Raw genomic sequence first — 21285 nt, forward strand, 5'->3', positions numbered from 1 at the left:
CTCGCGAACCGGGCGCGCAGATGCTTCTGGCCCACGCCGCGCCCACGAACGGCCGACTGGCCCTCTCACCCCACGCCGCTCGGGATGCTGGTGCCGCATATTCCGCTGTTCCGCTGTTCCGCTGTTCCGCTGTTCCGCCCACACGAAGGAGTACCCGTGCGATTCCGCGCCCTTGCCGTCTCGGCACTGCTCGCCGCCGCCTCGTTCGCCCACCTCGGCACGGCCTCGGCCGCCGCCCCCGTCGACCTGGCCTCCCAGCGCATCGCGGCCGAGGAATCCGAAGAATGCGGCCCCTTCGTCGGAGCCCAGCGGGTGAACGGGACGGGATTCGACACCTGTGTCCCCGGCGGTGAGTGGGTCTATCAGGACTGCGCTCCGGGCACCGTTTCCGTCCAGGGCTTCGGCGCGGCCCGCTACCGCATCTGGTGCATCATCCCCGACTGACCGCCGGTCACACCGAGCTGGTAACAGTCGCCCCCGAACGATGCCGCGCGGTCCGTCAACGTGCGCGGCATCGTTCGAAGTCGGACCAGGGAGAACAGCTCAGCCGTTGTGCCGGATCAGCGACTCGACCAGCCCGGCCCGGGTCGCGGGGAAGTCCAGCGGCACGATTCCCAGCCCGCGCCACCCGCTCCCCTCGGACCCGTCCAGGAGGGTGTGGACCTGCGGGTTGAGCCGGTCCGAGTTCCAGCGCGGCGGCAACAGGGCAGCCGTGCTGACGTAGTTGATGTACATCTTGCCGGGTTCCCGCACCGCCTTGCGGAACTGCGCCTCGATCTTGGGGTACTTGGCCCCGGGCTCCGCCTGGTAGTCGTCCTGGATGTCGAACAGGCCGCCGTCCCCGTACCGCACCCCGGGCAGTCCGCCGTTGTCCGCGAGCAGCACGACCCGGCCGCGCGCCTCGCCGAGCGTCGGCAGATTGCCGTCGAGCCGGAAGAGGGAGCGCCAGCCCTTGCCGTCCAGGTACGTGTCGAAGATCCGCCGGAACTCGGCATCGCTCTCGGTCGAGTACTCCTGCTTGACGCGCATCAGCACGGTCTCGGAGGGGTGGGCCTGGAGGAAGCCGCGGCAGGCGCCGAGGACGTCGTCGAAGTTGAGGTTCTGGTAATAGGCGGCGTGGTGAATCGTGAACGCGTTCTCGAACGCCCGGCACCGGACGTCCAGGAACCGCACACCGCTGTCGAGTTGCTCGGCGATGGTGGTGCTCTGGCACGCCACATAGAGCCCGCCCGAGCGCGCCCCGGCGTTGTGTGTGCCGGGGATGGTCAGCCGCTGTACGGGGGTGGAGTCGGCGAAGCCGCCCATCCAGTCCTGTGTGGCGAAGACCCGCGCCTCGTCGGCGGCGGCGGTGCCGGCCCCGACGCCCACGAGGGCGGCGGCGGAGGCGGCGAGCGCGCCGGTGAGGAAGCCGCGCCGGGCAAGTCCGCTGCCGAGAGCGGACGTTGAGGCGTAGGTGGGCGTGTGGGTGGGGGTGGCGCGGTGGTACGTGGCCATGTGGGGGACCTCCGTAAGCCGTGAATCGAGATGTCTTATCGAGTGAGCCCTCGGAGTATGACCGGTGCACATCACGCAGGAACAGCCCTTCCGGGAAGCCGAGTCAACGCGGTGCGGCCCCTGAGGAGCAGATGGCGGGCCCCGACCGGGAGCCGCCCCGGGGGCTGACCCCGGAACCGCCTGGGGGATACCCCCACCCCGCTTTCTGCTGGTGCTCCCATGGTCCGGCACCCCGGCCCGGAGCAGGATCGAACTCTCACCCGACTCAAGGTCAGCAGACCGCCGGTCACCCCGCGAAGAGTGAATGAGAGACGGTCGAAACCATCATGTCTGAGGGACTCGCTGAGGGACTTATCGCCCGCACAGGGCACTGGTGTTTCCGGCACCGCTGGCAGGTGCTGCTGATCTGGGCGGCCGCGGTCGCCGTCGGCGTCCTGAGCGCGGGGCCGGTGTTCGGGTCGCTGTCGAGCGGGAGCGGCCCGTCGTCCATGGAGTCGATCCAGGCCGGTGCCGTACTCGACAAGGGAAGCGATCGCGGCGGGGTCGTCATCGGTGTCATCGACGGCGTCGACACGGCGGCGCCGGAGGTACGGGAAGACGTACGGTCCCTCGCGGGCACGCTCAAGCGGGTCGACGGGGTGGCCGCGGTGGTCACCCCGTACGACACGGGCTTGGCTGCGGCCGATACCGCGATGCTGACGGCCGAGGACAAGCGCGGTCTGCTCGTACAGGTCACCCTGTCCAAGCTGGACGACGACGCGGAGGCCACCGCGATCGACGCACTCGGCGACACCCTGCACGGTTTCGCCGCGACCCTCGCGGACAGCGGCCAGGGCGACGCCCGGGTGACCGTCGGCGGCGAACCGGTCATGGAGAAGCAGTTCACGGAGCAGGCGTCCACGGACCTGTCCGGCGCGGAGACGCTGTCGCTGCCGATCACACTGGTGGTGCTGGTGTTCATCTTCGGCGGTGTGATCGCGGCGGGGCTGCCGGTGCTCGGCGCGGTCGTGTCGATCGCGTTCTCGATGGCGATTCTGCTGCTCATCACCCAGTTCACGTCGATCACTTCGGACGCGGTGACGGTGGTGACACTCCTCGGGATGGGCCTGTCCATCGACTACGGGCTGCTGCTCGTCGCCCGCTACCGCGAGGAGCTGGGGGCCGGTTACGCGCCGGAGGAGGCGCTGGGCCGGGCGTGGGCGACGGCGGGGCGCACCATCGCCTTCAGCGCCCTCACGGTGGCCGCGGCACTGACCGGACTGCTCATGTTCGACATCCCCGAGCTGGCGGCGCTCGGCGCGGCCGGTGTCGCGATCGCGCTGGCGGCGATGCTGGTGGCGCTGACGCTGACGGCGGCGCTGGTCGGCTTCGCCCGTCACCGGATCAAGCCCGCGCGGCCCCCGAAGTCCCCGAAGCCCTCGAAGTCCCCGACGTTCTCGCAGTCTTCGCAGTTCCCGAAGCCCTCGCAGTCCTCTCAGCCCTCACAGCGGCACGGCGCGGTGCCGGCAGCGCCGGTGGACCCCGCCGAGACCGGCTTCTTCGCCGGGCTCGCCCGCCGTGTCCAGCGCCGGCCGCTGACCACCATGCTGGTCACAGGCGTGGCCCTGGTCGCAGCGAGCCTTCCCGTGCTGTCGATGTCGATGCATCTCAGCGACCCCGGAGCGCGCCCCAGGTCCCTGGAGTCCGTACGGGTCACCGATCAGCTCGCCGACCGCTTCGACCTGCCGACGGTCCCGACCCTCACGGTCGTCGCCCGCACCGACGCCGCGGCCCTGGACGACTGGGCGCGGCGCTGGACGGACAAGCCAGAAGTCACCCGCGTCTACCCGGCGCAGGAGTCCGGCCCGGGGCTGGCGACCATCGGCATCGACACCACGGGCGACCCCGAGGGCGCCACGGCACGGGACCTGGTGCACGAGATCCGCGCCGACCGCCCCGGCGGCGGCGAGTCGTGGGTCACCGGCGACGCCGCGGTCCTCGACGACATACTTCAGCAGATCGTCGACCGGCTCCCGCTCGCGATCGCGGTCACGCTCTTCGCGATGGTGCTTCTGCTGTTCGCGATGACCGGCTCCGTCGTCGTCCCCCTCACCGCCGTCGCCATGAACACCCTCTCGCTCGGGGCGACGTTCGGCCTGATGAGCCTGGTCTTCCAGCACGGCTTCCTCTCCGGCCCGCTCGACCTGCTGACCGTCGACGGCTTCAGCCCGTTCACCGTGGTGTGCGTCTTCGCCTTCGCGTTCGGCCTGTCGATGGACTACGAGGTGTTCCTGCTCGGCCGCATCAAGGAGTACGTGGCCGAGGGCCTCGAAACCGACGTCGCGGTACGGCGCGGCCTCCAGCACTCGGGCCGGATCATCACCTCGGCCGGGCTGCTGATGGTCATCGTCTTCGCCTGCTTCGTCACCGGCAGCATGGGCGCGATCCAGCAGCTCGGCCTCGGCCTGGCCACGGCCGTGGCCATCGACGCCACGCTCGTACGGTGTGTGCTCGTGCCCGCCGTCATGACCCTGCTGGGCCCCGCCAACTGGTGGGCCCCGGCCCCGCTCAAGCGGCTCCACCGCCACATCGGCCTGCACGAGACGGTGCTCCCGGCGACGGCTCCGGCCGCAGTACCGGCTGCCGTACCGGCTCCGGCACCCGTACGGCAGCCGGAGTGGCAGCCGGAGCCGGTGCGGCGTCCGGAGCCGGTGCGGCGTCCGGAGCCGGTGCGGCGTCCGGAGCCGGTCCGGACCGAGCCGCCGCGCCGTTCGACCACCCAGCTCCTGACCAAACCGCAGGTGGAGACGGAGACGGCGGTACGGACGGAGACGGCGGTACGCACGGAGACGGCGGTACAGGCGGAGACGCCCGTACGAACAGAGACGGCGGAGCAGGCGGACACCGCCGTACAGACCGAAGCACCAGCGGAGACGCCGGTACGCCGCAAGCGCGCGTCGGTCGCCATCGCCTACCTGTGGTGGTTCCCCCTCGGCCTCTTCGGCGCGCACCACTTCTACCTGGGGAGGACCGGCCGGGGCGTGCTCTACCTGTGCACGGCCGGCCTCCTGGGACTCGGCTGGCTGGTCGATCCCTTCACACTGCCGGGCCAGGTCCGCAAGACCAACCTGGACCGCCGGAAAGCCTGACGGCGGTGACGGCGGCCCGGGTTCGCGACGAGACACCCGGGCCCTGTCCAAGCGGCATGGCTTCGTCGCGGTCGAGTACATCGACGGCTCGCACAACGAGGAGTACGGACCGGACGTCCGCTACACCTGGCAGCCTCGCGCACAGGAGTAGGAGTACGTGCGGTAACCCCCGGGACGACCGGCGGTCACGCCGCTCAGACCCCGCCCCGGCTGCTGCGCTTGTTGCGCTCGGCGACGCGCGTGCTCAACTGCTCGGCGGTGGGGGACGACGGTTCGGGGGTACTGGCGTCCGGTTCCGGGTCCGGGTCCGGGTCCGGGTCCGGGTCCGGGTCCGGGTCCGGGGGTACGGACGCGGGCACAGCGGACGCGGGCGCGGGCGTCGGCGGGATGTCCCGGGGCACGAGGAGCGAGCCGTTCATCCCGAACGTGGCGATCAGCAAGGACAGCCGCTGCCGCGCGTAGCTCCCCTTCACGCCGCCCACCCCCGCAGCCCACGCGCCACCCGGCAGAGCAACTCCGGCGTCGGCGCGGCGAATTCGCGGGGCACGGAGGCGGGTACCAGGCCCCAGCGGTCACCGGCCGGCCGTTCGGGCCCCTCGGCCATCGGCAGATCCGCTTGATCGAGGGCGAGTTGTTGTGTCGTAGACAGCGTATTGAGCGTCATGCCATCCCCTCGGACAGAGAGACAGGAAGAACAGGGCTCGCCCCCGGCGCCCTTGGCCGGCGTGACGAGCGTCGGGCACGGGGGCGAGCCCTGCCGGGACACTCCCCCAACAGGCGCAGGGTTGAAGGGAGTTGTGCAGCTCTGGGCATAGCCCTGCCGAGGGATCAGCCCGAAGCGGCGACACCCACGACGCTAGCGCTCGCCGCCACTCCGTATCAATAGTTTGACTCCTAACGAGTGATACGGGCTTCTTTAGCTAGTGCTACAACGTCGCGCGGATTAGCGTCCCATCAACCGTTGGACACGGCCTGTGAACGAACAGGCCGACCAGCGGCATCCACCAGGAAGAAGCGCACCTGTGCGCGAGAAAAATAGGAGGACACGATGGGCGTTCAGATGGCCGATACGCACGAGACTCCGGTATCCGCCCCGGAGGGGTGGCGCGGCGTGCCGTTCCGGCTGCCCGACCTTCCGGACCACATGGCCGAGGCCGACGGCGGCAAGCACGACGGAGGCCCGAAGCCCCCGGAGGCGCCGCGTGAGCCCGGCGGCGACCAGGGTGGCAGCGGCGGCTCCAAGTAGCTGACCGCTCGGCCGGGCCGGTGTCGGCTCCCCGAGAAAACCGGTTACGGTCCTGGGGAGCCGACAGCCGAGGCGCTCACCCTGCTCAGCAGCCTTCCGCCACACGGATGCGGGAGATACCGTCAGGCGCACACCGTGTGACCCGGGCCCCGCGATCACCATTCGAGCTGTACGCCTCAAGGAGGAGCGGTGGGGTGGCGATTCACTCAACGGCGAACGGCGGGCAGTCGCCAACGCCCTCCAACGCGGTGATCACGCAATCGCTTGCGGCCAGTGGGCCTTTGCCCTGCGCCAGTACCAGAAGGCCAACAGCCATGCGGTCAGGGTCGCCCAGGCCGGGCAAGGCGACCAGGACCAGGCGGTACTGGGCTCAGTTTTCTACAACCTGGCCGAACTCCACGTGAAGACCGGCAACGTCTCGATGGGCTGGCTGTCCGCGCTCCAAGCCTGCCAGGTGTACGGCCCGCTGGACCCCTCGGCCGCCCGGCCCACCGCCGTAGCCTCCTGCCTCACGGGCGCAAGCACGCCCCTGGCGGAGGAACGGATCGCCCTGAGCGCCGACGCCAGGTCGCGCTACGTCCTGCTCAGCGCGGGCTTGGTAAGGGAGTTCGGGTCTCAGGCACTGCGCGTGGACATTGGTGGCGGCGCGCTCGGTGGGATCACCGACGTCTCCGAAGCAGTCGAACGGATCGGCGAAGCAGCCGTGCGCACCTTCCAGGAACTGGTACGTCACGGCCACTGCTGCACCGACGCCGACGTCACCCGCACCCGACGGCGCGTCACCCAGGCACGCGCCATCGTCGGCGCCTGACCGCCGATCGCGCCCTCACCCGACTGAGAGTCGTTTACGGGCGACCCTCCTTGTATCGTCGCTGCTGGTAGCGCTGGCGGCGGGGGTATTTTCGCCTGATACCGGGGCGCCGGCAGCTGGTGCGGTGCAGTACGGCAGCGGCACGTTCATCGGCTGGATGACGCGCTGCGCCACTGTGCTGACGGCACTCGGACGGCGCAGGCTCGTCACCTCGTGAGCCCGGACAGCAAACGGACGGCCTCCCCTCTGCGCCAAAGGGAAACCGCCCGCAGCCGCGACATGGCGAACTCACGCCAGGTCGTCGAACTCGCCCTCCTTGGCGCCGCCCAGGAACGCGCGAAGCTTGGCGCGAGTGGTGCGGATGACGACGTCTGGGTTGTCGCTCTCGCGCATCAGGATCTCGCCTCCCTGCTCGGCAAGTTCCAGACAGTCGGAGCCTTCAGCATTGGAGGACTTCGAAGACTTACGCCACTGAATTTCCATGATTATCACGCCTTCATACCATTTTTGCGATCTTGCGAATGAAGTCCCTTGAACTCGTTGGATCAAGAGACTTCTCTTCCGTCCGATCCAGCGCGACCCGCCAGTTTTCAAGACTGGTCTCGGCATCCAGAAAACCTGATCCGGTCGCGGTGTCCGTCTGGACGGTGTCAAGCTGCGGGACAGCGCCGTAGACGTAGTGTGCCGAACTGCTGGCATACGGGAAACCGCCTGCCGCGAACGGGATGGCACGGATGGTGACGTTGTCCCGATCCGACTGCTCCAACAAGTTGCCGAGCTGCGCCCGGGCAACCGCCGAACCTCCATACGTCATCCGCAGCGCAGCCTCATGAATCAAGAACGTGCAGGCAGGCGCGTGCGCCCGATCGAGCACATCACGACGCTTCAGGCGGTGCGACACCTGCCGCCGCTGACGTGCCGGGCTCGGCGGGGGAACACTCTCCGAGAACACGGCGCGGACATAGTCCTCCGTCTGAAGCAAACCAGGCATGTACATAATCTGGACCGACCGGATGCCCGTGGCGTGATGCTCCAACTCCGCGAGATCGAGCGCATCACTGGTGAGGTCACGACGGTAATCCTCCCACCAGCCGTTTATGCGCTCCGCGGCCATCGCCGCAAGGGCCTCCACGTACGCGGCATCCGGGCACTCGTAGTGACCTGCCCAGGTGCGTACGCGATCGGCACTCACGCCGAACCGGCCCGACTCGGTGTTACTCAACGCGGTGCGATCGGCGCCGAGCAACGACGCGGCATGGGTCAGCGACAGGCCGGCGTGCTCCCGGATCTTGCGCAACTCGGAACCCAATCGGCGCTGCCGTGCCGTGGGCGATTTCCTCGGCGGCATCGACCCCTCCTTGTGATCACGTATCAACATCACTCAGGCCCTGATGGTATTCCACTCGTCACCTCCATGCGCCGATCGAGTCACAAGCTTTATACGTTGCGCTATGGTCATCCCAGCACCGCGTCGTCCGCCGACGAGACCGAAGTGCAGCCACTCCCGTGCGCCCCGAACCAGGGCCACAGGCATGGCCATTGCCACGGCGGGCGGACAACGCACCAGCTCAGACCGCAGCGTTGGGAGAACGACATGACCCCCGTGACCGCCGCCGCACCCCCCGCACCTCCGCCCCCTCAGCCCGGGGAGACGTACCGGCTGGCACTGCCGAACACGCCAACCGCCCCGCGAATCGCACGTAGTTTCGTCAGTTCACTGCTGACCATCAGCGAACACGGCGCCCTCGTGGACGACGCACGGATCTGCGTGACCGAAGTCGTCACCAATGCCCACCGCCACACCGGGACGCCGCTGATCCGCGTGGCCGTGATCGTCGGTGTCAGCCAGGTGACCGTGGCCGTGACCGACGACAGGCCCTGGCTCCTGCCGGTCCCGACGGCCGCCGCCCGCACGAAATGCGGCGCGGAAGGCGGCGCGGACCAGGCCGAGTTCGAGGATGGACGGGGTATCGCCCTCGTGGCGAACCTCGCGCACGCCTGGGGGACGACCATCTACGCCTCCGATCCCACCGGGCGCAAAGCCATCTGGTTCACTCTGGAGTCGCCCGGGTGATGGAGGCCGCGACCTCTCACGCACCGTGGGGATTTGTCGTGACGGCGATCAGTGTCGCCGTCGTGGCGGTGGGGGTGCTCTACGCGTCGATACCGGCCGGGAGAGGCACCTCCACACCGGCCGGAACGAAACCCGATGTCAACACGGATGCCAACGCGGATGCCCGTGCCGATGCCAAGGCGGACACCGGCACCGGCACCGGCACCGGCACATAAGCACGCCCTCAGCGCGCCCGGCGCCGCTCGGTGAAGTGCGCGTGGAAAGAGTGGGGTAGCGGAATCGCCGCTGGATGATTGGCGTCCGCCGGGGGAGTGCCGAGGGTGGCCTCCAGGTGGTGTGGGGTGTCGGGGTTGGGGGGCCACGGGATCGTTCGTGTGTTTGGGTGTCCAGTCGATCGTGTGGTCTGTCAGGGAACGTGAGAGCGAGATGGATACGGGCTGCTAAATGTTGGTTCGTGACGAGATCGCGGGTAGTGGAGGGCGCCGGGTTCGCCCGGTGAGCTTTCCGTCTGCGGGTGTCGTCGTCCGCGCTCGCGGGGTTGCTGGGTGAGTGGGACCGGTGCCGGTGGGTGTGGAACGAGTGCTGTGCCAAGTCGAGGCAGACGCACCTGTGGAACAGGCACCGGCCCGAGGGCGCGGACAAGGCCACGTGTGGTCCGGCGCGGCTCGACAAGATGCTGACCGGGGCCCGCGCTGCGAACGTGTGGCTGCGCGAGGGCTCCACCGTCCCTCAGCAGCAGATCATCCGGGACTTCGGAAAATCCCGTACCAAGGCCCAGAAGGACATCAAAGAAGGGCTGCCGATGGGGCGGCGGGCCGGGATGCCGACGTACAAGAAGAAGCGCGAGGCCCGGCCGAGCCTGAACTACACCAGGCGCGGCTTCCGGTTGAAGGACGGAAAACTGCACCTGGCGGGCGGGATCGTGGTGACGGTGGTGTGGTCGCGGGACCTGCCCGCCGATCCGTCCAGCGTGCGTGTCCATCAGGACAGTGTCGGGCACTGGTACGCGAGTTTCGTCGTGCCGGCCGTAGTCGAGCCGCTGCCCGAAACCGGCCGCGTGATCGGTATCGACTGGGGCGTGAGAGAGACCGCGACCACCACCAGCGACGCCCACGACCTCCCGCACGCCGAGCATGGCAAGAAGTCGGCTGCGAAGCTCGCCCGGTACCAGCGGATGATGGCGAGGCGTAAGCCCGCGCGCGGGCAGGCCGGGTCGAAGAGCTACCGGTCCGCGAGGCGGCAGACGGCGAAGCTGCATAAGAAGGTTGCCCGGCAGCGTCAGGACACCGGCCGCAAGTGGGCCAAGTCCGTGGTCCGCGATCACGGCGCCCTCGCGGTGGAGGACTTCCGCCCGAAGTTCCTCGCAAGGTCGACGATGGCCCGCAAGGCCGCCGACGCGGCGATCGGCGCCACGAAGCGGGCCCTGATCGAGATGGGCCGCAAGCACGGCCGGATCGTGCACCTGGTCCACCCCGCGCACACCACCATGGACTGCGCACAGTGCGGAGCGAGAACCAAGCACGCACTCCCTCTCTCGGAACGTACCTATACCTGCACCGCGTGCGGAGCCGTGTCCCCCCGGGACAAGAACTCCGCACACGTGATGCTGGTCCGGGCAGGTCTCAACCCGGCTGGTGCTGATCGCGGAAGACCAGGCGGGGCGCAGCCCCCTCTGGCAGCGTGAGCCAGAAATCCCCGATCAACCCTGAAGGGGAGGATTCAAGTCGGATCTGTTCGCCACGGGCCGCGCCCCGGCCAACCGGCCATACGGGCCGGACCGTTCATCCATGCGTACGTTCGCGGAGACGAACGTGAGTACGGCTACTCAGGCGGCCGCCGCCCGACGAGGGCAATGTGGAGGTCAGCAGAGACCGGGACGACCCGGCACGACCACAGCGTCCAGGAGAGCAGCAGCCATGACCGACTCATCGCGTTCCGTGACCCAGAACCTCCGCCACTACCTGGTGAACCCCGCGGCCCTCGGTTATCTGGCCGTCGTGGCCGCTGTCTGCGCCTGGGTCGCCGGGGTCACCCTCTTCGTCGAGCACGACGACGCCAGCTTCGCCGGAGTGTGGGCCTTCTTCGTCACCGCCCCGACCTCCTTCCTGTTCGTCGGCTTCACCGACCGGCTGCCCGAGTGGGTGCCCCTCGTCGGCATCCCCGTCGGCGCCTTCGTCCAGGCATTCGCCCTCGGCGCCGTCTACCGCGGCCTGACCGGACGCGCCGCGCACCGCGCCGGCACCAGCGCCGCCTGACGGGGCCATTCCCCGGACCGCTCTCCCGGACCGCTCTCCCCGAACCACTCTCCCTGAACCACCCGAAGGCGTACGCACCGCGCCCCGGAGGCGGAAAACAGCCTCCGGGGCGCGGTGCGTACGTCTGTACGTGCTTACATAGGCGCTCAGTTACGCGACCTGGATACGCGCTGCGTACACGCTTACAGGAACGAGTTGATCTCGATCGTCTCCGTACGGCCGGGGCCCACACCGATCGCCGAGATCGGCGCCCCCGACATCTCCTCCAGCGCCTTCACGTACGCCTGCGCGTTCTTCGGCAGGTCGGAGAAGGTCTTCGCCTTCGTGATGTCCTCCGACCAGCCGGGCAGGTACTCGTAGATCGGCTTCGCGTGGTGGAAGTCGGTCTGGCTGTACGGGAGTTCCTCGACGCGCTTGCCGTCGATCTCGTACGCCACGCACACCGGGATCTGCTCCCAGCCGGTGAGGACGTCCAGCTTGGTGAGGAAGAAGTCCGTCAGGCCGTTGACCCGCGTCGCGTACCGCGCGATCACCGCGTCGAACCAGCCGCAGCGGCGGTCGCGGCCCGTCGTGACACCGCGCTCGCCGCCGATGCGGCGCAGCGCCTCGCCGTCCTCGTCGAGCAGCTCGGTCGGGAACGGACCGGCGCCGACGCGCGTCGTATAGGCCTTGAGGATGCCGATGACGCGACTGATCTTCGTCGGCCCGACGCCCGCACCCGTGCAGGCGCCGCCCGCCGTGGGGTTGGACGAGGTGACGAAGGGATACGTACCGTGATCCACGTCGAGCAGCGTGCCCTGGCCGCCCTCGAAGAGGACGACCTTGCCCTCGTCGATCGCGTTGTTCAGGATCAGCGTCGTGTCACAGACGTACGGCTTGAGCTGGTCCGCGAAGGTCAGCAGCTCTTCGACGATCTTGTCGGCCTCTATGGCGCGCCGGTTGAAGACCTTGGCGAGGAGCTGGTTCTTGGACTCCAGCGCCGCTTCGACCTTCTGCTCCAGGATCGACTCGTCGTAGAGGTCCTGGACGCGGATGCCGGTGCGGTTGATCTTGTCGGCGTAGGTCGGGCCGATGCCACGGCCGGTCGTACCGATCTTCCGCTTACCGAGGAAGCGTTCCGTCACCTTGTCGACCGTGACGTTGTACGGCGTGATCAAATGGGCGTTTCCGCTGATCAGCAACTTGGATGTGTCGACACCGCGCTCGTTGAGCCCGCTCAGCTCGGAGAGCAGGACGGCCGGGTCGACAACCACTCCATTACCGATCACCGGGGTACACCCAGGGGAGAGGATTCCGGAAGGGAGAAGATGCAGTGCGTACTTCTGGTCGCCCACGACGACCGTGTGGCCGGCGTTGTTGCCGCCCTGATAGCGCACGACATAGTCCACGGACCCACCGAGCAGGTCGGTGGCCTTTCCCTTGCCTTCGTCACCCCACTGAGCACCGAGCAGCACAAGTGCGGGCACAGGCGTACACCCCTTCCGGGCGGGGCATGTCCAAGGTCAGGGGGCGCACAAACGTCGTACGAGACCAGCTCTGACCGTCGGACCGGATGCCCCGGAATAGACGAAGCCCCTGGCGCAATAGCGCAAGGGGCTCTTGCACAAAGATGCTACCCGAGGAAGGACCGAGGTGTCGGCTCCAGAGCCCGCCGAGAACGGCGCGCAGCAGCTTCTGGTGGTCATCGACCCGGTCGCCGGCCGGACCGACGGCGAATCCGTGCGGATCGCGAGAGATGTGCTGAGCGGCAGCGCTTCGGTGAAACTCTGTTTCCCCGAAGGCCCTGAGGAGCTGGCGCGGGCGCTGGCCCGGCGGGGAAACCGGCGGCCGGTGCTGGTCGGCGACGACCGGGCGCTGCTGCGGATGGTCGCCCTGCTCCACCGGGAACGGGAGCTGGCCTCCGGGGCGCTCTCGCTGGTGCCGATCGGCGCCTCGGTGGAGCTGGCGTGCTCGCTGGGCGTTCCGGCGGGCGCGGTGGCGGCGGCGCGGGCCGTGCTGGACGGGGCGGTGCGCCGGCTCGATCTGCTGGTGGACGACAGCGACGGCGTGGTGCTGGGCGACCTCCGTATCCCGGCCCTGCCCGCGCGGGGCTCCGGGGGTACGGACCGGATGGACCGGATTGACCGTACGGACCGCGCCGACGGTGGCAGTGGCAGTGGCAGTGGCGGCACGGAGACCGGCGCGGGCGTCGTGCCCGCCGCCGCGCTCATGTGGCACACCTGCCGTTCCCTGGTCCGTACGTTGGTACGGCCCGTCCCGCAGGCCCTCGCCGCGCACACGCACCGGCTGCGGGTGGAGGCGGACGGGGTGCTGCTGAGCGATCTGGACGAGCCGGTCGAGGGCGTGACGGTGCGCTCGCGCGCCGGCCGCGCCGAGGTCGTGATCCGCAGGTGCGCCTCGGCTGAGCCGGTGACGGCGAGCGCGCTGTCCGTGACGGTGTCGGGCGCGGACTTCCGCTACCGCGCGGACGCCCGGGTCACCGGCCCGGTGCGGACCAGGACCTGGACGCTGCGGCCGGGGGCGTGGGGGCTGATGCTCCCGTCGGGCGCGGGTGCGGGTGCGGGAACGGGGCCGCTCGCCGGGTAACGGTGAGCGGTGAGCGGTGGAGGCCGTACGCCTCGGGCGCCGTGAGTATCCCTACTCATGCGGGCGCCTGAGGCCGATATCAAGATAATCTCACGCACGGCGCAGTCGAGCGAAGAACAAGTCGAGCGATTCTGGGCGTGGAGAGCGATGACGGAAACAGTGTTCCGCACGGACGACATTCCTACCGGGGAACGCTTCGAATACTGGCACGACCTGATGGTCAACACCGTGTGCCCCATGGAGATCAAGAGCCCCGCCGCCGCCGATTTCCAGGCGGAGATGCGGATCGTGCAGCTCGGCCGCCTGGTGGTGTGGCCGACCTCGCTCGCCGCACTGAAATGGACCAGATCGCCCCATATGATCCGGAGCACTGACCCGGATTACTACCATTTGACGCTCCCCCTGAGCGGGCGGGTGGATATCGCGCAGCATGATCACCGCACCGTCCACTACCGGCGCCAGATGTACATCGTCGACACCTACCAGCCCTTCGAATGCCGGAATTCCGGTAACGCCACCCTCGGTGTCGGCCTGGAGATACCCAAGGATCTGATCGAGCTGCCCCCGGACACGGTCTCCCGGCTGCTGGCGCACCAGATCTCGGGGCGGGAGGGCATCGGGGCGTACCTCGCCGACTTCCTCACCCGGGTCGCCGAGAGCCCGAGCCCCCGCCCGGCGGACGCGGTCCGGATGGGCGGCATCCTGACCGACCTGCTGAACGCGACGCTGGCGCACAGCCTGGACGTCGAGGAGGAGCTGTCGCCCGCGGCGCGCAGACAGTCGCTCGCCCTGTCCGTCAAGGCGTTCATCCGCGAGAACCTGGGCGACCCGAACCTCACCGCGAGCGCGGTGGCGGCTTCGCACCACATCTCGAACAGCTATCTGCACGGCATGTTCCGCGGCGAGGAGAAGACCGTCTCGGCCTGGATCAGGCAGCTGCGGCTCGACCACATCCGCCAGGACCTGTCCGACCCCTCGCTGCTCTCGCTCCCCATCAGCCACATCGCCGCCCGGTGGGGCTTCACGCACTACACCGTCTTCTGCCGGGCCTTCCGCGCCGCGTACGGGGTCGCGCCCCGGGACTACCGCCACATGTCCGGCGGCGCGACACCGCTCACGACAACTGTGGACGCCTGATCAACACGGAGTACACGCAGAGTCAACGACGCGGGGGCTCTGGGTAATTAAAGTGAACCCATGAGACAAAAACGGTCGCGGTGAAACAACGGCGATCGTGATGGCGTGCTCCCACGCCATCTGTGCTCACCGGTCAATCGCCGGCACGGGGGTGCGGCGAACGACTCCCCGAACGGCCCGTCGCTCCGCGGACGGGCCGTTCGGGCTTCCAGCCCGCCGCGGGTTGTCGCATGACCGGCCCCGGCCGCCGTCTCAGCCCGGCGTCACCAGCCGCGCCTCGTACGCGAAGACCGCCGCCTGTGTCCGGTCGCGCAGCCCCAGCTTCACCAGGATGCGGCTCACATGCGTCTTGATCGTGGACTCCGCGACGACCAGGTGCTCGGCGATCTCCGCGTTCGACAGGCCCTGCGCTATCAGCACCAGGACCTCCGTCTCGCGCTCCGTGAGATCGCCGATCCGGGCCATCGCGGGGGCGCGCGGAGTGTCCGCGAGTTTGGAGAACTCGGTGATCAGGCGGCGTGTGACAGTCGGGGCGAGCAGCGCCTCGCCGGAGGCAACCACGCGTACCCCGTCCGCCAGCTGCCGGGCCGAGGCGTCCTTCAGCAGGAAGCCGGAGGCGCCGGCGCGCAGCGCCTGGTAGACGTACTCGTCCAGGTCGAAGGTGGTCAGGACCAGCACCTTCGCGTCGGCGTTCGCCGCGACGATCTCCCGGGTCGCCTCGATGCCGTTCAGCTCCGGCATACGGATGTCCATCAGCACCACGTCGGGGTGGAGCGCCGCGACCTGGCCCACGGCCTCGCGGCCGTTCACCGCCTCGCCCACCACCTCGATGTCCGGCATCGCGTTCAGCAGCACGGAGAAACCCTCGCGGACCATCACCTGATCGTCCACGATCAGTACCCGGATGGTCATGAAGCGTCCCCGTCCTTCACCACGGCCACCGGAATGAAGGCCGCGATCTCGTAGCCGCCGTCCTCGGTCGGACCGGCGGTCATCTCACCGTTCAGCATCGTGACACGCTCCCGCATACCGGTGACACCGTGCCCCGCGCCCGGCGACGGCTTGGCCATGCGGCTCGGCGCCGTATTGACGATGCGCAGGCCCAGCCCGCCCAGTACGTAGCCGATCTCGACGCTCGCGGTCGATCCCGGCGCGTGCCGCATCGCGTTGCTCAGCGCCTCCTGCACGATGCGGTACGCCGACAGCTCGACGCCCTGCGGCAGCTCGCGGACCGCGCCGGTGATCGTCTTCTGAACGGTCAGCCCGGCGTCGCGGACGTTGTCGAGCAGCCCGTCGAGTTCGGCGAGGGTCGGCTGCGGGGCGTCGGGGGCCTCGTAGTCGTCCGCCCGTACGACACCGAGGATGCGGCGCAGCTCGGTCAGCGCGGCGACGGCGTTCTCGCGGATCGTGACGAACGCCTGCTCCAGCTCGGGCGGCGGATTCTCCACCCGGTACGGCGCGGCCTCGGCCTGGATCGCGACGACGGACATGTGGTGGGCGACGACGTCGTGCAGCTCGCGGGCGATGGTCGTGCGCTCCTCCAGCAGCGTGCGCCGGCCGCGTTCGACGGCGGTGACGCTCTGCTGCGCGGCGACCTCCTGGTCCGCCCTGCGACGGACGTGCAGGGTGCTCACGGTCAGCAGGACGAGCGCCGAGCCGAAGAGCATCGGGAGGGAGGTGGAGACGCCGTAACCGTAGCCGCGGTTGAGGAAGATCTCGGAGAACATCGCGTATCCGGCGGTCACCACCCACATCCAGGCGGCGGTGCGCGGGCCCGTCCGGATGGCCACCACCGTCATCACGGCGAAGTAGCCGACGAAGGAGGTGGGTGTCCACGGCCAGTCGTGGAAGCTGAAGAGGTTGGTGAAGCCGGAGACCCACAGCGCCAGCCACCAGGCGGCGACGGGCCTGAACAGCGTCAGCAGGAGCGGGATGATCGGCGAGAGGTCGAGCAGATCACGGTTCCCGATGCTGTAGACGAACATGATCAGCGCCAGGCCGACGATCATGGCGTGCGGCGTCCAGGCCACGAACTGGCGTATCTGTCCGGGCAGCCGACGGGTGAAGCGACCGTCCGTCCGCACGGGCCGGAGCGGGCGGTAGGCGAAGGCGTCGTGGAAGAGGTCCTGGCGCAGGCCGCTGAGCGCGCCCGTGGCCAGGCGGAACTCATTGTTCCGGGACTCCCCGGTTTCGGTTTCGGTCACTCTCTCAAGGTAGAGGTAGGGCCGAGCGGGGTCGTCAGCACGGAAGCGGATAGTTCCGGGTCCGTCCCAGGTACTACGCGGCCCCACCAGGCACGACGCAAGCCCCCCGCCGGATCACCACGCCAGCTGGGCGATCTCCTCCGCCACCACCGCGCACGCGTCCGCCGCCGGGTCGATCAGCGGGAAATGGCCGACCTCCTCCAGCAGCGTCAGCCCCACCATCTCGCCGGCCCGGCCCGCCGCGTCCACGAACGCGTCGGCGACCTCGTACGGCATGGTGAGGTCCGTACGGCCCTGGACCACGGCCGTCGCGATTCCCGTCGGCAGCAGCGCGGCCGGGTCCGCGCTCTCCCTGCGCTCCTTGAACCGCTCCTGGCCGCCCAGCAGCTCCAGGACGGCCCCGCCGCACACCCCCAGCTCGACGGCGCGCGCCAGATCCGCGATCGGCGCGAGCGCGACGACCCCGCGCAGCTCAGGCGGCCGGTCCAGCCGCCAGGGCGAGCCCAGGGGCAGCACATGGCGGGCCGCCGCCCAGAGGGCGAGGTGGCCGCCGGCGGAGTGGCCGGTCACGACGGTCCGCCGGGAGTCGGCCTGCGGGAGCGCGTCGGCGACGAGCCCGGGGAGCGCGTCCATCGCCGCGGCGACGTCGTCGAACGTCTCGGGCCAGCGCCCCGCCACCGGAGCCGGGGCCCCGTCGTCACCGGCGCCCTGCTGCGGGATCGCCGGACCCCGCCGGTATTCGACGTTGGCGACGGCGAAACCGCGCCGCGCCAGGAAGTCGGCGAACGGCGTGATGTGCGCGCGGTCGTACGGGGCGCGCCAGGCTCCGCCGTGCAGGACGACCACGAGCGGTACGCGCTCCTGGTTGCCCCGGGGAGCGTAGAAGTCGATCACCTGATCAGGGTGTTCGCCGTACGCGGCGGTCGCGTCGGGCCGGACGGCCGGATGGGCGAAGACCGATTCGGTCTCTGCGGCGTCACGAGCAACGGCATCGTGCGCGGCGGGGTCCGGCATCTTGCTCCAACCTTTCGGTGCGGGGGCCGAATTGACCTGATCAGCGGGACGCTATCAGCCCTGGCGGGGGTCGCTCACCCGTCGGCGGCCGGGCCGGGCCCCGCCCCTCGCTCCGGGGCCCGGCCGCCCGCGCTCCGCACCTCGTGCCACCCGCGTCACACGCGCCCCGCGGGCACCTCCTCCAGTACCTCCGCGAGCACCCGCGCCGCCCGTTCCGCGTCGGCGAACCCCGTGTACAGGGGGGTGAATCCGAAGCGCAGCACATCCGGCCTGCGCAGGTCCCCGACGATGCCGCGCGCGATGAGCGCCTCCATCACGGCCGGCGCCTCCGCGCAGCGCAGCGCGACCTGGCTGCCGCGCTCGGCGTGCGCGGCGGGCGTCAGCGAGCCGACGCGCCCCTTCGGCGCGTACGCCTCGACGCACTCCAGGAAGAAGTCGGTGAGGGCGAGGCTCTTCGCCCGTACCGCGTCGAGCCGTACGCCGTCCCAGACGTCGAGGGCCGCCTCCAGCGCCAGCATGGAGAGGATGTCGGGGGTGCCGACCCGGCCGCGTACCGCGCCGTCCGCCGCCGCGTACTCCCCGTCCATCGCGAACGGGTCGGCGTGCGAGTTCCAGCCCGGCAGCGGGGAGTCGAAGCGCGGCTGGTGGCGTTCGGCGACGTAGAGGAAGGCGGGCGAACCCGGCCCGCCGTTCAGGTACTTGTACGTGCAGCCCACCGCGAGGTCCACGCCGTGCGCGTCCAGACCGACCGGCAGGGCGCCCGCGCTGTGGCACAGGTCCCAGACGACGAGCGCGCCGGCCTCGTGCACGGCCGCGGTGATGGCGGGCAGGTCGTGGAGGCGTCCCGTACGGAAGTCGACGTGGTTGAGGAGCACCACGGCGGTACGCGGCCCGAGCGACCCGAGCAGGCGCTCCGGGTCGACGGGGACGACCGGCATCCCGGTCATCCTGGCCGCCGAGGCGGCGATGTAGCCGTCCGTGGGGAAGGTGGTGGCGTCCACCAGGATCTCGTCCCGCGCCGGATCCGCCGGATCGAGCAGCCGTACGGCGCCCACCACCGCCTTGAAGATGTTGACGCTGGTGGAGTCGCCCACCACGATCCGGCCGGGCCCGGCGCCGACGACGGGCGCGATCCGGTCGCCGATCCGCTCGGGCGCGGTCCACCAGCCGCTCTCCGTCCAGGAGCGGATCCGGAGTTCACCCCACTGACGGCTGATCACATCCCGGACCCGGTCCGGCACATGGCGGGGCAGCGCGCCCAGTGAATTGCCGTCCAGATAGGTGGTTTCGTCGTCGAGGGCGAACAGACCGCGCAGCGCGGCCAGTTCGTCGGCGGCGTCGAGGGCGGCGGCGCGCTCGGCCATCACACGGTCCACGGTCCCGGCCTCCACGTTGTCGGTGTCCACATCCACAGTCGCGGTATCCACAGGCCCGGTCTCCACGGTCGCGGTGCCGGTGCCTACAGCCTCGGTCTCCACAGGCTGCTCAGACATGGCTGCGCGCCGTCCACAGCTCGGGGAACACGTTCTTCGTGGCGCGCTTCTCCAGCCACGCGACTCCGGCGGAGCCGCCCGTACCGGTCTTGGAGCCCATCGCGCGCCTGGTCGCCACCAGATGGTCGTTGCGCCATCGCCACACCAGCTCGCCGACGTCCGTCAACGCCTCGCCCAGACGCACGAGTTCGGCGTGCCGGTCGGGGTCGGCGTAGATCCCGGCCCAGACCTCCTCCACCTCGGGCGACGGCTCGTACCGCTGCCCCAGGTCACGGTCGAGGACCGCCCGCGGCACCGGCAGCCCGCGCCGGGCGAGCAGCCGCAGCGTCTCGTCGTACAGGCTCGGCTCGTGCAGCGCCTTCTCCAGCTCGGCGTGGACGCGCGGCGCGCCCCGGTGCGGTACGAGCATCGAGGCGGACTTGTCGCCGAGCAGGAACTCCATCCGCCGGTACATCGCGGACTGGAAGCCCGAGCCCTCACCGAGGGCACCGCGGTACGCGTTGAACTGCCCTGGGGTCAGCCGGCCCAGCGGCTTCCAGGAGGCGTTGAGCGCCTCCAGCTCGCCCGCCGAGCGCTTGAGGGCGTCCATCGCCCGGGGGATCCGGTCCTCGCGCAGCGCGCGGGCCGCGGTCTCCCACTCGTGGACGATGACCGTGAACCACAGCTCCATGACCTGGGTGGTGACGAGGAAGACCATCTCGCCGGGGTCGTCGGAGCGCAACTGCTGCAAATGGGTGAGGACGTCGGCCTGGACGTAATCCTCGTACGGGGTGGTTCCGGCGAAGTCGAGGTTCGGGGCGTCCGAACCGGCTCCGGGAACATCGGGGGCGTGCGACATCTCTGTCTCCTCGATATTGCTGCCGGGTAGCGGTCCGCCCCTTTCCGTGTGGCTACGGAGCCCCGGTCCCCTCCTCGCATCATAGGACGACCGTACGGGGACGGTCAGATCAGCGGGCCCTCGATGTACGTGCCGTCCTCTTCGTACGGCCACGCGTTGGACCGGCATCCGTCGAGACCCTTGATCTGCTGCATCATCACCGGCGCGAGCCGGCCGGGGCCGCCGCAGCCCATGTGTTGGCGGATGCCTATCTCGTGCCCGACCTCGTGGTTGATGATCAGGTGCCGGTACTCGGAAGGCGGCCCGTCGAAGGTCGGCGACCCCTGCACCCAGCGGCGCAGATTGACCACGACGCCTTCGGTGGTCTCGCAGTTCAACTCACCGTGGGTGTCGAGCCCCTGGGCCAGACAGAGCTTGTCGGCGGTCGTGGGGGTGGCGATGCGGATGACGAAGTCCGCGCCCTTGCCCTCGGAGACCAGCTGGAAGGAGCCCCGGCCGTGGGCGGCCCAGCCGCGCGGGTGGGCCAGGATCTCCTGGATCTCGGCGGCGGCACCGGCGGCGGACAGGTCGATCCCGTCCTCGACCTGCACGCTGTAGCGGCGCAGCGGTCCCGAGCCGGTCTTCTTGCCGTTGGCCTGCGCGGTGGTGAAGGTGCCGGGTCCCGAGTCCGGGACGCGGGGCGACGCGGAGGGGGACGGGGCCTTGGCGGGGGCCGAGTCCTCGGGATCCGAGTCCTCGGAGTCCGGGGCCTTGGGGTCCGTTGACGCGGACGCGGCGGGCGTCGCGGGGGATGTCTCCGGGGTGGCCACCGCCGATCCGCCGGTGTCGGCGCCCGCGCCGCCGCCCCGCCAGGAGGCTATGGCCGCGCCGCCGCCGACGATGGCACCGGCCAGGACGAGCCCGGCCAGGACCAGGGGCGCGGGCGACCGTACGCGACGCGATCGACGGACTCGGCGGACGAAGGCACGCTTGCCCACAGCGGAAATCTCCTTGCTCGAATAAGCG

General features: G+C 69.9%; 22 protein-coding genes. 10 read left to right on the forward strand and 12 right to left on the reverse strand.

Going from position 1 to position 21285, the window contains the following annotated elements; translation table 11 throughout:
- The first annotated feature begins 156 nt into the window (after window positions 1–156).
- Window positions 157–444, forward strand: a complete 288-nt coding sequence (locus OG627_RS15475; RefSeq protein WP_329065461.1) for a hypothetical protein — start codon at window positions 157–159, stop codon at window positions 442–444.
- A gap of 99 nt (window positions 445–543) precedes the next feature.
- On the opposite strand, the gene OG627_RS15480 is transcribed toward OG627_RS15475, so the two are convergent.
- Complete coding sequence (locus tag OG627_RS15480) at window positions 544–1494, reverse strand: phosphatidylinositol-specific phospholipase C (RefSeq protein WP_329065463.1); 951 nt, start codon at window positions 1492–1494, stop codon at window positions 544–546.
- A 326-nt stretch (window positions 1495–1820) separates the two neighbouring features.
- Between OG627_RS15480 and OG627_RS15485 the strand changes: the two genes are divergently transcribed.
- Window positions 1821–4622 carry an MMPL family transporter gene (locus OG627_RS15485; RefSeq protein WP_329065465.1) on the forward strand — a complete coding sequence of 934 codons (2802 nt, stop codon included), beginning with the start codon at window positions 1821–1823 and terminating at the stop codon, window positions 4620–4622.
- Between the two features lie 194 nt (window positions 4623–4816).
- Here OG627_RS15485 and OG627_RS15495 read toward each other — a convergent pair whose 3' ends face one another.
- Together OG627_RS15495 and OG627_RS15500 are read right to left on the reverse strand one after the other, a co-directional pair.
- Window positions 4817–5095 (reverse strand): hypothetical protein, encoded by a 279-nt coding sequence (locus OG627_RS15495; protein ID WP_329065467.1) that lies wholly within the window; start codon window positions 5093–5095, stop codon window positions 4817–4819.
- A complete protein-coding gene (locus OG627_RS15500; RefSeq protein WP_329065471.1) occupies window positions 5092–5286 on the reverse strand; it encodes a hypothetical protein in 195 nt (64 codons plus the stop codon). Before OG627_RS15500 ends, OG627_RS15495 begins: the two co-directional genes overlap by 4 nt.
- A gap of 384 nt (window positions 5287–5670) precedes the next feature.
- Here OG627_RS15500 and OG627_RS15505 point away from each other — a divergent pair, with 384 nt between their 5' ends.
- A complete protein-coding gene (locus OG627_RS15505) occupies window positions 5671–5868 on the forward strand; it encodes a hypothetical protein (RefSeq protein WP_329065473.1) in 198 nt (65 codons plus the stop codon).
- Between the two features lie 400 nt (window positions 5869–6268).
- Complete coding sequence (locus OG627_RS15510) at window positions 6269–6679, forward strand: hypothetical protein (RefSeq protein ID WP_329065475.1); 411 nt, start codon at window positions 6269–6271, stop codon at window positions 6677–6679.
- A 288-nt stretch (window positions 6680–6967) separates the two neighbouring features.
- Here OG627_RS15510 and OG627_RS15515 read toward each other — a convergent pair whose 3' ends face one another.
- Window positions 6968–7162, reverse strand: coding sequence for a DUF397 domain-containing protein (locus OG627_RS15515; protein ID WP_114623501.1), 195 nt, complete (start codon window positions 7160–7162; stop codon window positions 6968–6970).
- Between the two features lie 13 nt (window positions 7163–7175).
- A complete protein-coding gene (locus tag OG627_RS15520) occupies window positions 7176–8027 on the reverse strand; it encodes a Scr1 family TA system antitoxin-like transcriptional regulator (RefSeq protein ID WP_329065478.1) in 852 nt (283 codons plus the stop codon).
- 246 nt (window positions 8028–8273) lie between these two features.
- On the opposite strand from OG627_RS15520, the gene OG627_RS15525 reads away from it, so the two are divergent.
- The 4 genes from OG627_RS15525 to OG627_RS15540 all read left to right on the forward strand — a co-directional run bounded on the left by OG627_RS15525 (window position 8274) and on the right by OG627_RS15540 (window position 11008).
- A complete protein-coding gene (locus tag OG627_RS15525; RefSeq protein WP_329065480.1) occupies window positions 8274–8753 on the forward strand; it encodes an ATP-binding protein in 480 nt (159 codons plus the stop codon).
- A 38-nt stretch (window positions 8754–8791) separates the two neighbouring features.
- On the forward strand, window positions 8792–8968 hold the full coding sequence (locus OG627_RS15530) for a hypothetical protein (RefSeq protein WP_329065482.1): 177 nt from the start codon (window positions 8792–8794) through the stop codon (window positions 8966–8968).
- Window positions 8969–9261: 293 nt separating this feature from the next.
- Window positions 9262–10437 carry an RNA-guided endonuclease InsQ/TnpB family protein gene (locus tag OG627_RS15535; RefSeq protein ID WP_329072692.1) on the forward strand — a complete coding sequence of 392 codons (1176 nt, stop codon included), beginning with the start codon at window positions 9262–9264 and terminating at the stop codon, window positions 10435–10437.
- Between the two features lie 232 nt (window positions 10438–10669).
- A complete protein-coding gene (locus OG627_RS15540; protein WP_329065483.1) occupies window positions 10670–11008 on the forward strand; it encodes an SCO4225 family membrane protein in 339 nt (112 codons plus the stop codon).
- A 182-nt stretch (window positions 11009–11190) separates the two neighbouring features.
- Here the strand turns inward: OG627_RS15540 and OG627_RS15545 are convergent, their stop codons facing one another.
- Window positions 11191–12474 (reverse strand): adenylosuccinate synthase, encoded by a 1284-nt coding sequence (locus tag OG627_RS15545; RefSeq protein WP_329065485.1) that lies wholly within the window; start codon window positions 12472–12474, stop codon window positions 11191–11193.
- 166 nt (window positions 12475–12640) lie between these two features.
- Here OG627_RS15545 and OG627_RS15550 point away from each other — a divergent pair, with 166 nt between their 5' ends.
- Both OG627_RS15550 and OG627_RS15555 read left to right on the forward strand, forming a co-directional pair.
- Window positions 12641–13594 carry a diacylglycerol kinase gene (locus tag OG627_RS15550; RefSeq protein ID WP_329065487.1) on the forward strand — a complete coding sequence of 318 codons (954 nt, stop codon included), beginning with the start codon at window positions 12641–12643 and terminating at the stop codon, window positions 13592–13594.
- 147 nt (window positions 13595–13741) lie between these two features.
- The gene (locus tag OG627_RS15555) at window positions 13742–14731 is read left to right on the forward strand and encodes an AraC family transcriptional regulator (protein ID WP_329065488.1); all 990 of its coding nucleotides are present in this window, start codon (window positions 13742–13744) and stop codon (window positions 14729–14731) included.
- Between the two features lie 252 nt (window positions 14732–14983).
- On the opposite strand, the gene OG627_RS15560 is transcribed toward OG627_RS15555, so the two are convergent.
- From OG627_RS15560 to OG627_RS15585, 6 genes are all read right to left on the reverse strand, one after another.
- Window positions 14984–15643: a response regulator transcription factor gene (locus OG627_RS15560; RefSeq protein WP_329065490.1), complete on the reverse strand. Its 660-nt coding sequence runs from the start codon at window positions 15641–15643 to the stop codon at window positions 14984–14986.
- Window positions 15640–16935, reverse strand: coding sequence for a sensor histidine kinase (locus OG627_RS15565; RefSeq protein WP_329065492.1), 1296 nt, complete (start codon window positions 16933–16935; stop codon window positions 15640–15642). The genes OG627_RS15560 and OG627_RS15565 overlap by 4 nt, the downstream gene beginning before the upstream one ends.
- A gap of 114 nt (window positions 16936–17049) precedes the next feature.
- Complete coding sequence (locus tag OG627_RS15570) at window positions 17050–17949, reverse strand: alpha/beta hydrolase family protein (RefSeq protein WP_329065495.1); 900 nt, start codon at window positions 17947–17949, stop codon at window positions 17050–17052.
- A 155-nt stretch (window positions 17950–18104) separates the two neighbouring features.
- The gene (gene kynU, locus OG627_RS15575) at window positions 18105–19313 is read right to left on the reverse strand and encodes a kynureninase (protein ID WP_329072694.1); all 1209 of its coding nucleotides are present in this window, start codon (window positions 19311–19313) and stop codon (window positions 18105–18107) included.
- A gap of 121 nt (window positions 19314–19434) precedes the next feature.
- On the reverse strand, window positions 19435–20280 hold the full coding sequence (locus OG627_RS15580; RefSeq protein ID WP_329065497.1) for a tryptophan 2,3-dioxygenase family protein: 846 nt from the start codon (window positions 20278–20280) through the stop codon (window positions 19435–19437).
- A gap of 104 nt (window positions 20281–20384) precedes the next feature.
- Window positions 20385–21257 (reverse strand): DUF3152 domain-containing protein, encoded by an 873-nt coding sequence (locus OG627_RS15585; RefSeq protein WP_329065499.1) that lies wholly within the window; start codon window positions 21255–21257, stop codon window positions 20385–20387.
- Between the last annotated feature and the right edge of the window lie 28 nt (window positions 21258–21285).

It is taken from the genome of Streptomyces sp. NBC_01429 (assembly GCF_036231945.1).
Lineage (GTDB): Bacteria > Actinomycetota > Actinomycetes > Streptomycetales > Streptomycetaceae > Streptomyces.